We start from the raw sequence: 14,982 nt of genomic DNA on the forward strand, positions 1-14,982 counted from the left end.
GGAATAGCTCAGTTGGTAGAGCACGACCTTGCCAAGGTCGGGGTCGCGAGTTCGAGTCTCGTTTCCCGCTCCAAATTTTTTCATTCAATTCTGTCTTAATTATCCACAGCCCAGTCACGCGCTGCACCTCATTTAACATACATTGTATTAACTTCTTCAACAGAGTTATCCACAGATTCTGCTGTTTTTGTATTCAGTTCATAATTTAACCACTTTAATTTCCTGTTTTATAATCATCTGATTTAGTTACATATATTTTTATATAAAAACGTTATGCCGATCACTTGTGCTTTTTTTTGCACTTGATTGACAAGGTGTTTTTATTTTTATGCACAGGAAAACTCTGAGTTTATTCATTATAAAAATAGTTGAAAAAAACTCTGCTCAATGTCATCCAACATCAGGCAAAAGCAGTATCAGGCATCGCGTGGCAGGCCTTTTTCAATCGCTCTCACCAGCCGTTTTTTCTGCGGTGATTGAACATCCCCAATCAGTGTAGACCGTCTTTTCAATTGTTGTGAGATGGCCCATTCAATATGTTCATCTAACATGGGATCAATGCCGCGACGCGCTTCCAATGCCAAGACAATATTATCGAGGTAGGGCGCATTGCCCAACGCGACCGAGATATTGCGCAACCAGCGCAGATGACCAATTCGCCGGATGGCGGAACCTTCTGTGATCCGTAAAAACTTCTCTTCATTCCAGGCGAATAGATCCAATAGCTGTGGCGTATGCAATACGGCACGCGGGCTGAAATCTTCTTCATCGGTTAATTGTGAGAAGCGGTTCCACGGGCAGATTAGCTGGCAATCATCACAACCATAAATACGATTACCCATCAGCGGGCGGAACTCTTCCGGTATTGCGCCTTCCAACTCGATCGTCAGATAGGAAATACAGCGGCGCGCATCAACGGTATAGGGGGCGACGATAGCCCCTGTCGGGCAGGTGGTAATACAAGCAACACAGCGCCCACATTGTTCTTCTTGCGGTTTATCGACCGGCAGCGGCAGATCAATGAGTAACTCGCCAAGAAAGAACCAGGAGCCAGCATCACGATTCAAAATTAGTGAGTGCTTACCAACCCAACCAATCCCCGCTTTAGCCGCCAGGGAACGCTCCATTATTGGCGCAGAATCGACGAACGGGCGAAAATTGATATCGCCGGCCGCCTGCTCCAGACAATAATTCTGAATCATGTCACCCAACTTTTTCAGGCGTTGGCGTAACAATTTATGATAATCACGGCCTAAGGCATAACGGCTGACATAACCGAGTTCTGAATTCTTTAATGTGCTGGCAAATGCGGCCTTGGCTGGCAGATAATTCATTCGCACGCTGATCACCCGCAAAGTGCCGGGTAATAATTCATGGGGGCGCGCGCGCAGCATCCCGTGGCGGGCCATCCAGGCCATTTCGCCATGATATTGTTTATCAAGCCAGGCTTGTAATCGCGGTTCTTCTGCTGACAAATCTGTATCGCAGATACCGACTTGCTGGAAACCTAGCGATTGCCCCCATTGCTTGATATGTTGGGCTAACTGATTCAGATCGAGGGGGTGTGCCATGACGGACCATAGTAAGAAACAAATCGGAGCCAGTTTACCACACTCTGTTTTTTCTGCGGACTGGGTGCGCCAGAATGAGGCGATTGCGGCGGCACACTTCTCTCTATCCTTATTTGACCTGATGGTGAGAGCTGGAGATGCGGCATTTGAACTGGCGCGAAAGCAATATCCCGCCGCGCGCCACTGGCTAATTTTGTGTGGTCACGGTAATAACGGTGGCGATGGCTACATTGTTGCCAGCCGGGCATTGGCCGCGGGTTTGAATGTTACTCTGATTGCTTGCCCTGGTAATCGGCCTTTACCCGCTGAAGCCCATCAGGCGCAATCTCAGTGGCTGGCCGCCGGCGGTGTGATTAATCAACCTGATATACCATGGCCACAACATATCGATTTAATTATTGATGGTTTATTGGGTATTGGCCTGCGAGCCGCACCACAGGGGGTTTATGCGACGCTGATTGACACAGCAAACCGCCATCGTGCAGCAAAAATTGCTCTGGATATTCCGTCTGGACTGAGTGCTGATAGCGGTGCGGCTCCAGGCTCAGTTATTCGCGCCGATCACACCCTAACTTTTGTCACACTGAAACCCGGCTTACTCACCGGGCAAGCTCGTGATTGGGTGGGGCATTTGCACTGCAATGATCTGGGGTTAACGCCATGGTTAGCTGCTCAGCCGGTACAAATTGAGCGTATGACGGCGGATCACCTGCCGCAATGGCTGAAACCGCGCCGCCCCTGTGCGCATAAAGGTGAGCATGGCCGCTTATTGCTGGTAGGGGGCGATAAAGGATTCGGTGGCGCGATTCGCATGGCAGGAGAAGCCGCTTTGCGCAGTGGTGCCGGGCTGGTGCGAGTACTTACTCACATTGAGCATGTCGCGCCGATTCTGGCTGCACGCCCTGAGTTGATGGTGCAGGAATTAACGGATGAAACCCTCGAACAAAGTATGAGTTGGGCTGATGTATTGGTGGTCGGGCCGGGGTTAGGGCAGTCAGATTGGGGCAGGAATGCTCTGAATCTATTGCAACAAAGTGATAAACCAGCATTATGGGACGCAGATGCACTCAACTTACTGGCATTAAATCCGCTGAAGCGTCAGAATCGGGTGTTGACCCCTCACCCTGGCGAAGCTGCACGTCTGCTTGGTTGCCGCGTCGCTGATATTGAGAGTGACCGCTTACTTTCTGCCCGTAACATCGTTAAACAATATGGTGGTGTGGTGGTCTTGAAAGGGGCTGGTACTCTTATTGCCAGTGAACAAGGCGAGATGGCGATTGCTGATGTCGGTAATGCCGGTATGGCCTCCGGTGGTATGGGGGATATTCTGTCCGGTATTATTGGGAGTTTGATAGCACAAAAGCTGGTGCTGTATGATGCTGCCTGTGCAGGTTGTGTTGTACATGGCGTTGCCGCCGACACACTGGCTGAAGTTCAAGGCACCCGGGGTTTACTGGCTACAGATTTGCTGTCAGTTATTCCGAAGTACGTTAATCCTGAGTTAGCAAAATAGATATCACAGAATGAAAGAACTCGTTTTACCTCTGCCCGATGAGGCAGCGACCGTTGCACTAGGAGGCGCTTTGGCTCATGCCTTCGAGGGTGCCAGCGTTATTTATCTATTCGGTGACTTAGGTGCCGGAAAAACCACTTTTAGCCGCGGCTTCCTTCAGGCCCTTGGCCATTCAGGGCATGTTAAAAGCCCCACTTATACCTTGGTTGAACCTTACGCCTTGACTCCAAGGCCGGTTTACCATTTTGACCTGTATCGTCTGGCTGACCCCGAGGAGCTGGAGTTTATGGGTATTCGTGACTATTTCGATAAGCAGGCAATTTGTCTGGTGGAATGGCCTCAGCAAGGCGCTGGTTTTTTGCCTCAGGCCGATGTCGAGCTGCATCTGGCTTATCAGGCCGAAGGGCGAGAGGCTCGTCTGGTGGCTATTTCTGATGCGGGTGCTGATGTATTGCGCCGTTTAGCTGCTGTGCAAGGATAATTTGATAATGACGCATAGCTTGACGCGACTAAATTGTTTAACGCAAATAAATGGTTTAACGCAAAAAACGCGCTGGAAACGAGCATTTACTGCTGTCATGTTGGTTATTGTGGGGCTGTTCACCCTACCTTCTGCATTTGCCGCGAAGCTAACTGATATTAAAGTGAATAACGGCCCGACAGAAAGTCGGGTAACGCTCAGTTTCGATGGGCAGCCGATTTACGCCTTCTTTTCCCTGAATTCACCCGAGCGGGTGGTGCTTGATGTTCGTCAAAGTGGCAATCTTTCCGGATTACCGCTGGAATTCAGTGGGCAGAATCTGCTGAAAAGAATTCGCTCCAGCACCCCGAAAGATGCGCAAAGTACCCGTCTGGTACTGGAACTGACCCAAAAAGTTAAAACGCGCGCCGTGACTCAGCAGTCGGGCAACAATTACACCGTCGTAATTACTATGTCAGCAGCAGCTAGCGCCCCTGTCCGACAAACGCAACCTGTTTTAAGCCAGAACAATACACCACTGAATCAAACTAATACGCCCAGCCCCAATGCTGGCCGTTTAACATCGCAGGCGTCGAACACCAATACTGCATCGCGGGTGAGCAGCGTAAACACCAATTCGGTGGCTAAAAATCCGTTTAACAATAAACCCACCGTGGTGGTGAGCAGCGAAAGTGTCACGACGAATACTTCGCGTCCGATTAAAACATCCAGTGCGGCGAACAGCTCCCGTGTAGTGGTCGCTATTGATGCTGGTCACGGTGGTCAGGATCCCGGCGCTATTGGGCAAAATGGCTTGAAAGAGAAAAATGTCACTATCGCCATCGCCCGTCGGCTTGAAACTCTGCTTAACAGTGATCCAATGTTTAAACCCGTGTTGACCCGTAATGGCGACTATTTCATTTCGGTCATGGGCCGTTCCGATGTGGCGCGTAAGCAGGGTGCTAACGTGTTGGTATCTGTTCATGCTGATGCGGCACCTAACCGCAGCGCAACCGGGGCGTCGGTTTGGGTATTGTCGAATCGCCGCGCCAACAGTGAAATGGGTAACTGGCTGGAGCAGCATGAGAAGCAATCTGAACTACTCGGCGGTGCGGGTGATGTACTGGCCAATACCGCCTCTGACCCTTATTTGAGTCAGGCAGTGCTTGATCTGCAATTTGGCCACTCACAGCGGGTGGGCTATGACGTCGCCACCAAAGTGCTCAATGAGCTGCAAAGAGTGGGTGACATTCATAAACGTCGGCCGGAACACGCCAGTCTAGGGGTGTTGCGTTCACCGGATATTCCGTCATTGTTAGTGGAAACCGGCTTTATCAGTAACAGTACGGAGGAGCGGCTGCTTGGCAGTAGCGCGTATCAGGAGAAAATTGCTCAAGCCATTTATAAAGGTTTGCGCAGTTATTTCCTCGCGCATCCGCTACAAGCCGACCCAAAGGTCGAAAACCGCCCGCTCATTGAAACGGCGGCGGTTGATTCTTCTTCACAACGTTCAGGTGTTAGTCAGCCAGAGCCGGTGGTCAGCACTGCGCAAAGTGGCAGGGTATCTGCTACCAAGCCGGCAGCGGCGGGTGCCGTTACGAAAAATAAAAGTCAGATTCATAAAGTACAACGCGGCGAAACTTTATCCGGTATTGCCAGTCAATACGGCGTCAGCATGGCGGTGTTGCGGCAAAATAACACTCTGAAAAATGATGTGGTCTGGGTGGGGCAGCGTTTGAAAGTCCCGGCATCGGGTGCAACAGTCGCGGCCACCGCGCCAAAAGCAGTGGCTAAAGCGAAGCCGAGTAAAAGCCAGCCGGTTAAGCATCAGGTAAAACGCGGCGATACGCTGTCGGCTATTGCCGCCAGATATGGTGTGTCGATGAGTGAGATTGAACGGGCGAATAAGATAAAGTCAGGTAATGTCCAACTTGGGCAAACCCTGACTATTCCACAGTCGTAAGCGAAAGGAACTGCTATGCCAATTCAGATTCTACCACCACAGCTCGCTAACCAAATTGCCGCCGGTGAAGTGGTAGAGCGGCCTGCGTCGGTGGTGAAAGAGTTGGTAGAAAATAGTCTGGATGCGGGTGCCAGCCGGATTGATATTGATATCGAGCGTGGTGGCGCAAAACTGATTCGTATCCGTGATAATGGCTGTGGCATTGGTAAAGACGATTTGGCATTAGCACTGGCGCGCCATGCCACCAGTAAAATTAGTTCGCTGGAAGATTTGGAAGCCATCCTCAGTATGGGGTTTCGCGGCGAGGCATTAGCCAGTATCAGTTCAGTCTCGCGTCTGATTTTGACCTCGCGCACCGCTGAACAAAATGAAGCCTGGCAGGCTTATGCCGAAGGGCGTGATATGGCCGTGACCATCAAACCTGCGGCTCATCCGGTTGGTAGCACGCTGGAAGTGTTGGATCTGTTTTATAACACGCCAGCGCGACGCAAATTTATGCGGACTGAGAAAACCGAGTTTGGTCATATTGATGAAGTGGTGCGGCGCATTGCACTGGCGCGCTTCGATGTAGCCATCAATCTCAGCCATAACGGTAAGTTAATGCGCCAATATCGTGCTGCCCCTGATCCTTCCCAGCATGAACGCCGGTTGGCGAGTATCTGTGGCCCGGCATTTTTGCAGCATGCGCTGGCGATTTCCTGGCAGCACGGTGATTTGACCATTCGCGGTTGGGTCGCTGATCTTGCCGCCAGCCGTACACTGAGTGAAATGCAATATTGCTACGTCAATAACCGCATGATGCGCGACCGGCTGATCAATCATGCGATCCGCCAGGCTTATCAAGATTTACTCAAAGACGACCAGCAGCCCGCCTATGTATTGTATCTGGATATTGACCCACATCAGGTCGATGTGAATGTGCATCCGGCTAAGCATGAAGTGCGTTTCCATCAGGCGCGGCTGGTGCATGACTTTATTTATCAAGCGGTCACCACGGTATTACAGCAAACGGCGACCCCGGTGCTGAACATCAATGAAGATGGTGAAGAAATCGAGGCTCCGCGTTGGCAGCCAGAAAATCGCGTGGCGGCAGGGGTTAATAAATATGCACAACCGGAGCCGGCGAAAAGCGCGCCAGTTGTCCGAGCGTCGTCTCCTGAGCGAACCGCTACTACAGAGCGCTCAATAGCCCGCGAGCGAACTCCCACTTATCACGCGGGCGAACCTTACCAAAAACAGCAAGGTGAGTTATATCGTCAACTGGTACAGCCAGCCGTAGTGAGTAAACCAGCGGCAGCCAGTCAACCTCCGGTCGTGCCAGCCCCAGCAGCGCGCCAGATACCGACGGATGAGCCGCTACATGGCGATAATTACAGTTTTGGCCGGGTACTCACCGTATTTCCGCCTTGCTATGCTCTTATTGAATATAAGCAGGGCATAGCATTACTTGAACTAACGGTTGCCGAGCGTTGGTTAAAACAAGCTCAATTGAATCCGCCTGTAGAAGGGCTACGGCCTCAGCCATTACTGATTCCATTAAAACTTACATTAGATAAAAATGAGGTTACTGCCTGCCAGCGCCATCAGCAGTTGTTAGCGACCATGGGGATAGAATTGGCCGTTGAGCACACAAGAGCGACTTTACGGGCAGTATCTTTACCATTACGCCAACAAAATTTACAAAAACTGATACCGGAACTGTTAGGCTATCTGTCGCAACATGAAGAGATATCGCCAGATGCTCTCGCCACATGGATTTCTCGCCATCTTGGCAGCGAACATGAGGTATGGAATGTGTCTCAAGCGATACAGTTATTGACGGATGTTGAACGTCTTTGCCCGCAGTTGGTAAAATCACCGCCAGCAGGGCTATTACAACCTATTGATATAAAGGCCGCATTGGCAACCCTGAAACATGAATGATATTGAAAATCCAGACCTGCCACCGGCAATATTTATTATGGGGCCTACCGCCTCAGGCAAAACAGCGCTCTCCATTGCACTGAGACAGCGGCTACCTGTCGAGCTGGTTAGCGTCGACTCAGCCCTGATTTATCGCGGCATGGATATTGGCACGGCGAAACCCAGTGCCGAGGAACTGGCATTAGCACCACATCGGTTAATTGATATTCGCGATCCAGCAGAATCATACTCTGCCGCCGATTTCCGTAAAGATGCATTAAAAGAGATGGCCGACATTACCGCAGCCGGGCGTATTCCGCTGCTGGTGGGGGGCACGATGTTGTACTTTAAAGCGCTGTTGGATGGGTTATCTCCATTGCCGTCAGCAGACCCGCAAGTGCGCCAGCGTATTGAACAGCAGGCAGCATTGCTGGGTTGGGAGGCATTACATCAGCAATTGGCTGAGATAGATCCCGTGGCTGCGGCGCGAATTCATCCTAATGATCCCCAACGGCTCTCCAGAGCACTGGAAGTTTTTTTTATTTCAGGTAAAACTCTAACAGAACTGACTAAAATTTCAGGTGAAACCTTACCGTATCGGGTTCACCAATTTGCGATTGCGCCTGTTAGCCGGGAACTGTTGCACCAGCGGATTGAATTACGTTTTCGTCAGATGCTGGATGCCGGGTTTGAAACAGAGGCTAGGGCGCTTTTTGACCGTGGTGATTTGCATACGGATATGCCAGCCATTCGTTGTGTGGGATACCGGCAGATGTGGTCTTATCTGTCCGGTGAGATTGATTACGACGAAATGGTTTACCGCGGAATCTGTGCGACACGTCAACTGGCAAAGCGCCAAATGACCTGGTTGCGGGGCTGGGGTTCAGTCCAGTGGCTCGACAGTGATAAGCCGGGAGAGGCTTTAGACTCTGTAATACAGGTTGTTAGTGCATAGGTTGAATGATTGTGTACAATTGATTAGTACTCAACGCGCGGATTTTTTTTACGCAGTTTATTTTCGAGCCGATAGGTTCTTAGTTAATAACAACAAGCAAATAAGGAAAATATAGAATGGCTAAGGGGCAATCTTTGCAAGATCCGTTCCTGAACGCATTGCGTCGTGAACGGGTTCCGGTTTCTATTTATTTAGTGAATGGCATTAAACTGCAGGGCCAAGTTGAGTCTTTTGATCAGTTTGTCATTCTGTTGAAAAACACAGTCAGCCAGATGGTTTATAAGCACGCCATCTCTACTGTAGTGCCTTCTCGCCCGGTTTCGCATCACAGCAATAATCCGAGTGGTAGCACTAATAATTATCATGGTAGTAATCCATCTGCGCCGCAACAGCCGCAGCAGGATAGCGATGACGCTGAATAAAGCGCATTGCTGGTCAACCATGACGGGGAACATAAGCAACGGATTCGGGCTTATGTTCTCCGCACTAGCGGTTCTGATCCGTTTGAGAGGTTGCTCGTTTGTTTGACCGTTATGAAGGCGGTGAGCAGGCCGTACTGGTTCATATCTATTTCTCGCAAGACAAAAACTCAGAGGATCTGCGTGAGTTCGAAGCGCTGGTATCTTCTGCGGGCGTAGAAGCTTTGCAAATTGTGACCGGTAGTCGCAAAGCACCGCACCCTAAGTTTTTTGTGGGCGAGGGAAAGGCAGTAGAAATTGCTGACGCGGTGAAAGCCAGTGGTGCGTCTGTTGTCCTGTTTGATCATGCCCTTACCGCAGCGCAAGAGCGAAATCTTGAGCGTTTGTGTGAGTGCCGGGTTATTGATCGGACTGGCCTGATTTTAGATATTTTTGCCCAACGGGCCCGTACCCATGAAGGTAAATTACAGGTCGAATTAGCGCAATTGCGCCATATTGCGACTCGTTTGGTACGCGGCTGGACGCACCTTGAGCGTCAGAAAGGGGGGATTGGCCTAAGAGGGCCAGGTGAAACCCAGTTGGAGACCGACCGCCGTTTGCTGCGTGACCGTATCAGCTTGATTTTAAGCCGTTTGGAGCGCGTGGCAAAACAGCGAGAGCAAGGGCGGCGTGCGCGTACCCGTGCTGATATTCCGACGGTATCTTTGGTGGGATATACCAACGCCGGTAAATCTAGCCTGTTTAACAAAATTACGGCAGCTGATGTCTATGCGGCTGACCAACTATTTGCCACGCTGGATCCCACTTTACGCCGTATTAATGTGGCTGATGTGGGCGATACAGTGTTGGCGGATACGGTAGGCTTTATCCGGCATTTGCCGCACGATCTGGTTGCTGCTTTTAAAGCAACATTACAAGAAACGCGGCAAGCTTCATTACTGCTACACATTATTGACGCAGCTGATCCTCGGGTGGCCGAGAATATGGCCGCAGTCGATTCTGTATTGGCAGAAATAGAAGCGGATGAAATCCCTACATTATTAGTAATGAATAAAATTGATTTGTTGGATGATTTCGTCCCGCGAATTGATCGCAACGAAGAAAATCTGCCAGTCAGAGTTTGGCTTTCAGCCCAAACCGGCGCAGGTATCCCGTTGCTCTTTCAAGCGTTAACGGAGCGTCTTTCAGGTGAGATCGCACACTTTGAACTGCGTTTGCCGCCTCAGGCAGGCCGTTTACGTAGCCGTTTTTACCAGCTTCAGGCAATTGAAAAAGAGTGGATAGACGAGGACGGGAACGTCGGTATGGTGGTAAGAATGCCTATCGTTGATTGGCGTCGTCTCTGTAAACAAGAGCAGGAGTTGGTCAGTTATATTATTAGTGAACCAAGCACGGTTAATTAATGAGTGACTTGACCTTTCTTGTGAGATTAAGAGCCAGCTTCTTTGGCATGTGCTCTTGGCCTGAAGAAAACCAATCATAGAAGAATGGAGCTAAAACATGGCGTGGAATCAGCCCGGTAATAACGGACAGGACCGCGATCCGTGGGGGAGCAGCAATAATAATGGCGGCAACTCTGGCGGAAATAACAATAATAAAGGTGGTCGTGACCAAGGGCCGCCGGATCTGGATGATATTTTCCGGAAACTGAGCAAAAAACTGAGTAGCCTCACCAGTAAAGGTGGCGGCAACGGTAACGGCGGTAATGATAACAATGGTGCGTCAAAAGGCCCTGGTTTCAGTGGTCGTATCGTTGGTATCGCTGTGGTTGCAGTTGTGGTTATCTGGGCGGCAAGTGGTTTCTATACAATTAAAGAAGCTGAGCGTGGTGTTGTGACTCGCTTGGGTAAATTAAGCCACATTGTACAGCCTGGTTTGAACTGGAAACCGACCTTTATTGATGAAGTCACCCCGGTTAACGTCGAATCTGTACGTGAATTGGCGGCATCTGGTGTTATGTTGACCTCTGATGAAAACGTCGTTCGCATCGAAATGAACGTGCAGTACCGCGTGACTGATCCGGCCGCTTACCTGTTTAGCGTGACTAATCCGGATGACAGTTTGCGTCAGGCAACTGACAGCGCAGTACGTGGTGTTATTGGTAAATACACCATGGACAAAATCCTCACCGAAGGCCGTACTATCGTTCGTAGCGATACTCAGCGTGTACTGGAAGAAACTATTCGTCCATACAACATGGGGATCACCCTGCTGGACGTTAACTTCCAGGCAGCACGTCCGCCGGAAGAAGTTAAAGCGGCATTTGATGATGCGATTGCTGCTCGTGAAAACGAACAACAATATATTCGTGAAGCAGAAGCGTACACCAACGAAGTCCAGCCTCGTGCGAATGGTCAGGCGCAGCGTCTGTTAGAAGATGCCCGTGCTTATGCCGCGCGTAAAGTGTTGGAAGCGCAAGGTGAGGTTGCTGGGTTTGCGAAATTGTTACCTGAGTATAAGGCTGCACCGGAAATTACCCGTGAACGCCTGTACATCGAAACCATGGAAAGAGTCCTTGGTCATACCCGCAAAGTATTGGCTAATGATAAAGGCAATAGCCTGATGGTGCTGCCACTGGATCAGCTGATGCGCGGTCAAGGTGCAGATAAATCAGAGGGTAGCAAGGACAGCAGCCTGATTCGCTTGACTTCACCTTCTGCTGCTAATAGCAGCCAGGAATCTGGTGCAAGTAACTCGAATACCAGTTCAACCAGTGGCTCTATCATGGATCAGCGCCGGGCGAATGCTCAGCGTGATACTTCCACTCGCGTAGGGAGAGAATAACCAATGCGTAAGTCTTTTTTACTTATCGTCGTTGTGGTGTTAGTCGCACTCTACGCTTCGCTGTTTGTAGTACAAGAAGGTCAACGCGGGATCGTGCTGCGCTTTGGCAAGGTATTACGTGATAGTGATAACAAGCCTTTGGTATATGCACCAGGCTTACACTTCAAGATACCATTTATCGAAACAGTGAAGACGTTGGATGCCCGTATTCAAACCATGGACAACCAGGCCGACCGTTTCGTGACCAACGAGAAGAAAGACCTGATTGTTGACTCATATTTGAAATGGCGTATCAGCGATTTCAGCCGTTACTATCTGGCCACCGGCGGTGGTGATGTCTCTCAGGCTGAAGTGCTGTTGAAACGTAAATTCAGTGACCGTTTGCGTTCTGAGATTGGTCGTCTGAATGTACGCGACATCGTAACCGACTCTCGTGGTCGTCTGACTTCAGATGTTCGTGATGCGCTGAACACCGGTAGTGTGGATGATGAAGCCGTGACTACCGAAGCAGATGATGCTATTGCCTCTGCGGCAGCGCGTGTTGAACAGGAAACCCGTGGCAAACAGCCAGCGGTTAACCCGAACAGCATGGCGGCACTGGGGATTGAAGTTGTTGATGTGCGAATCAAGCAAATCAACTTACCGGCTGAAGTCTCTGACGCTATCTTCCAGCGTATGCGTGCTGAACGTGAAGCGGTAGCCCGTCGCCACCGTTCACAAGGTCAGGAAGAGGCAGAGAAGTTGCGTGCAACAGCTGACTATGAAGTGACTCGTACCTTGGCAGAAGCAGAGCGTCAGGCGCGTATTACTCGTGGTGGCGGTGATGCCGAAGCGGCTCGTCTGTTTGCTGATGCATTCAGTAAAGACCCTGACTTCTATGCATTCATTCGTAGCTTACGTGCGTATGAAAACAGCTTCAGCAGTGGCAATGATGTGATGGTTCTGAGCCCGGATAGTGATTTCTTCCGCTATATGAAATCGCCGGATAACTCAAGCAAACGTCCATAACGACTGCTGTGACAGCTCGTTTTGACCGTAACAGCAAGGCCCGTTCACGCGGGCCTTTTCTATTTGGGGCAGTCCTTTTCATTTGATTGAGACAGATGATGAATTCAACGATCTTGTTAGCATTGGGGTTGGTTTTGGTGTTGGAAGGGCTTGGCCCGATGCTTTACCCCAAAGCCTGGCGCAAAATGATTCTGGCAATGACCCAATTACCGGATGCCACTTTACGTCGTTTTGGCGGAGGATTAGTGGTTGCGGGCGTCGTTATCTACTACATGTTGCGTAGCCGCATGGGTGGCTAAATGTAAGCACAAAAATTGTGCAGTTATGTGTTAAAAAGTACTGAAAGCAGCCGAGTGAGATGTTAGAATCCTTTTTTAAGCAACCTGGTGATTTTTGAGATGGGTAAGAACGTCGTCGTACTGGGCACCCAATGGGGTGACGAAGGTAAGGGCAAGGTCGTTGACCTGCTGACTGAACGGGCTAAATATGTTGTGCGCTATCAAGGTGGTCACAACGCTGGCCACACTTTGGTTATCAACGGTGAGAAAACCGTTCTTCATTTAATTCCCTCAGGCATTCTGCGTGAAAACGTGACCAGCATCATCGGCAACGGTGTTGTACTGGCACCTGACGCCTTTATGAAAGAGATGAAAGCGCTTGAAGATAAAGGTGTGCCGGTACGTAAGCGACTGTTACTCTCCGAAGCATGCCCATTAATCCTGCCGTATCATGTGGCTTTGGATAATGCGCGTGAAAAAGCCCGTGGTGCAAAAGCAATCGGTACTACCGGTCGTGGTATCGGCCCTGCCTATGAAGATAAAGTTGCCCGCCGTGGTCTACGCGTCGGTGATTTATTCGACAAAGAAACCTTCGCAACCAAATTGAAAGAAATTGTGGATTACCATAACTTCCAGTTGGTGCACTACTACAAAGAAGAAGCGGTTAACTATCAAACAGTACTGGATTATGTATTGTCTATCGCCGATATTCTGACCGCGATGGTAGTTGATGTTTCTGAATTGCTGGACGATGCGCGTAAGAAAGGTGAACTCGTCATGTTCGAAGGCGCTCAAGGCACCTTACTGGACATCGACCACGGTACTTATCCGTACGTGACTTCATCTAACACCACCGCTGGTGGCGTTGCGACAGGCTCTGGCCTGGGTCCACGTTATGTCGATTACGTACTGGGTATCGTGAAAGCCTACTCCACTCGTGTTGGTGCAGGTCCATTCCCGACCGAGCTGTTCGATGAAACAGGTGAGTTCCTGCGTAAGCAAGGTAACGAATATGGCGCGACCACTGGCCGTAGCCGTCGTACCGGTTGGTTGGATATCGTTGCAGTGCGTCGTGCTGTGCAGATCAACTCCTTGTCTGGCTTCTGCATGACCAAACTGGACGTGCTGGATGGCCTGAAAGAAGTGAAGTTGTGTGTTGGCTACCGCATGCCAGATGGCCGCGAAGTTAAAACCACTCCACTGGCTGCTGAAGGCTGGGAAGGTATCGAGCCAATCTACGAAACTATGCCAGGTTGGTCAGAAACGACCTTTGGCGTAAAAGAACACAGCAAGTTGCCACAGGCAGCACTGAACTACATCAAGCGTGTAGAAGAGCTGACAGGTGTTCCGGTTGATATTATTTCTACCGGCCCGGATCGTGAAGAAACCATGATCCTGCGCGACCCATTTGATGCATGATTCATTAGCAAATAGCTAAATAATCAGAATTCAGACGCTAATGAACCGGGCTTATGTCCGGTTCATTGTCTCAGATTCACCTGAAAGTTATCTTCGGCCAGCCATTTTTACATCAAAAAACCCGCCCTTTATCTAAATGATTAGTCGCAAGCTTTGTGGCTGGTTTATCATTCATCTATAAGTTTCTAAATAGCACTTAGAATCGCACTTATTAACCTATCCAAAACGTGTCATCTTAGATGGGTTTAAGCCGGGTAAACTGATACTCAGGGGTATACGTGCAGTTAACAAGTTTTACTGATTATGGTTTGCGGGCGCTTACTTATATGGCCTCGCTACCTGAAGGCCAAATGACCAGCATTTCTCAGGTGACCGAGGTCTATGGCGTGTCTCGCAATCATATGGTTAAAATAATCAATCAGTTGAGTCGTGTCGGGTTGGTAACCGCTGTACGGGGGAAGAATGGCGGCATACGGTTAGGTAAACCGGCTGACCAAATTCGAATTGGTGACGTTGTGCGCCAGTTAGAACCACTTTCTCTGGTCAATTGCAGTAGTGATTTTTGCCATATAACCCCCGCTTGCCGCTTGAAACAAGTGCTTAATCAGGCGGTACAAAGTTTCCTTAACGAGCTGGATAACTATACTTTAGCCGATATGGTTCAAGATAATACCCCGCTCTACAAGCTATTACTTGTTGAGTAATTCTTA

13 protein-coding genes are annotated in these 14,982 nt (G+C 49.9%); 12 read left to right on the plus strand and 1 reads right to left on the minus strand.

The window, feature by feature from the left end; all coding sequences use genetic code 11:
- Positions 1 to 416 precede the first annotated feature (416 nt).
- Entirely contained in the window at positions 417 to 1,571 is a 1,155-nt protein-coding gene (gene queG / locus HU019_RS13640) for a tRNA epoxyqueuosine(34) reductase QueG (RefSeq protein ID WP_174849091.1), read from the minus strand.
- Here queG and nnr point away from each other — a divergent pair.
- The 12 genes from nnr to nsrR all read left to right on the plus strand — a co-directional run bounded on the left by nnr (position 1,570) and on the right by nsrR (position 14,976).
- Positions 1,570 to 3,084 (plus strand): bifunctional ADP-dependent NAD(P)H-hydrate dehydratase/NAD(P)H-hydrate epimerase, encoded by a 1,515-nt coding sequence (gene nnr / locus HU019_RS13645; protein WP_174849092.1) that lies wholly within the window; start codon positions 1,570 to 1,572, stop codon positions 3,082 to 3,084. The genes queG and nnr overlap by 2 nt on opposite strands.
- 10 nt (positions 3,085 to 3,094) lie before the next feature.
- Positions 3,095 to 3,565, plus strand: coding sequence for a tRNA (adenosine(37)-N6)-threonylcarbamoyltransferase complex ATPase subunit type 1 TsaE (gene tsaE / locus HU019_RS13650; RefSeq protein ID WP_174849093.1), 471 nt, complete (start codon positions 3,095 to 3,097; stop codon positions 3,563 to 3,565).
- Positions 3,566 to 3,662: 97 nt separating this feature from the next.
- Positions 3,663 to 5,507, plus strand: coding sequence for an N-acetylmuramoyl-L-alanine amidase AmiB (amiB, locus tag HU019_RS13655; RefSeq protein WP_174849131.1), 1,845 nt, complete (start codon positions 3,663 to 3,665; stop codon positions 5,505 to 5,507).
- 15 nt (positions 5,508 to 5,522) lie between these two features.
- Positions 5,523 to 7,430 (plus strand): DNA mismatch repair endonuclease MutL, encoded by a 1,908-nt coding sequence (gene mutL, locus HU019_RS13660; protein ID WP_174849094.1) that lies wholly within the window; start codon positions 5,523 to 5,525, stop codon positions 7,428 to 7,430.
- Positions 7,423 to 8,364, plus strand: a complete 942-nt coding sequence (gene miaA, locus HU019_RS13665) for a tRNA (adenosine(37)-N6)-dimethylallyltransferase MiaA (RefSeq protein WP_050075646.1) — start codon at positions 7,423 to 7,425, stop codon at positions 8,362 to 8,364. The genes mutL and miaA overlap by 8 nt, the downstream gene beginning before the upstream one ends.
- Positions 8,365 to 8,480: 116 nt before the next feature.
- On the plus strand, positions 8,481 to 8,786 hold the full coding sequence (hfq, locus tag HU019_RS13670) for an RNA chaperone Hfq (protein ID WP_004392473.1): 306 nt from the start codon (positions 8,481 to 8,483) through the stop codon (positions 8,784 to 8,786).
- 98 nt (positions 8,787 to 8,884) lie between these two features.
- Positions 8,885 to 10,186: a ribosome rescue GTPase HflX gene (gene hflX / locus HU019_RS13675; protein ID WP_050075647.1), complete on the plus strand. Its 1,302-nt coding sequence runs from the start codon at positions 8,885 to 8,887 to the stop codon at positions 10,184 to 10,186.
- Between the two features lie 97 nt (positions 10,187 to 10,283).
- The gene (gene hflK / locus HU019_RS13680; protein WP_174849095.1) at positions 10,284 to 11,567 is read left to right on the plus strand and encodes an FtsH protease activity modulator HflK; all 1,284 of its coding nucleotides are present in this window, start codon (positions 10,284 to 10,286) and stop codon (positions 11,565 to 11,567) included.
- A 3-nt stretch (positions 11,568 to 11,570) separates the two neighbouring features.
- Positions 11,571 to 12,575: a protease modulator HflC gene (hflC, locus tag HU019_RS13685; RefSeq protein ID WP_050075649.1), complete on the plus strand. Its 1,005-nt coding sequence runs from the start codon at positions 11,571 to 11,573 to the stop codon at positions 12,573 to 12,575.
- A gap of 98 nt (positions 12,576 to 12,673) precedes the next feature.
- Entirely contained in the window at positions 12,674 to 12,874 is a 201-nt protein-coding gene (locus tag HU019_RS13690; RefSeq protein ID WP_004713662.1) for a DUF2065 family protein, read from the plus strand.
- A gap of 99 nt (positions 12,875 to 12,973) precedes the next feature.
- Complete coding sequence (locus HU019_RS13695) at positions 12,974 to 14,272, plus strand: adenylosuccinate synthase (protein WP_174849096.1); 1,299 nt, start codon at positions 12,974 to 12,976, stop codon at positions 14,270 to 14,272.
- 278 nt (positions 14,273 to 14,550) lie between these two features.
- The gene (gene nsrR, locus HU019_RS13700) at positions 14,551 to 14,976 is read left to right on the plus strand and encodes a nitric oxide-sensing transcriptional repressor NsrR (protein WP_005156409.1); all 426 of its coding nucleotides are present in this window, start codon (positions 14,551 to 14,553) and stop codon (positions 14,974 to 14,976) included.
- Positions 14,977 to 14,982 lie beyond the last annotated feature (6 nt).

It is taken from the genome of Yersinia artesiana (genome assembly GCF_902726545.1).
Lineage (GTDB): Bacteria > Pseudomonadota > Gammaproteobacteria > Enterobacterales > Enterobacteriaceae > Yersinia > Yersinia artesiana.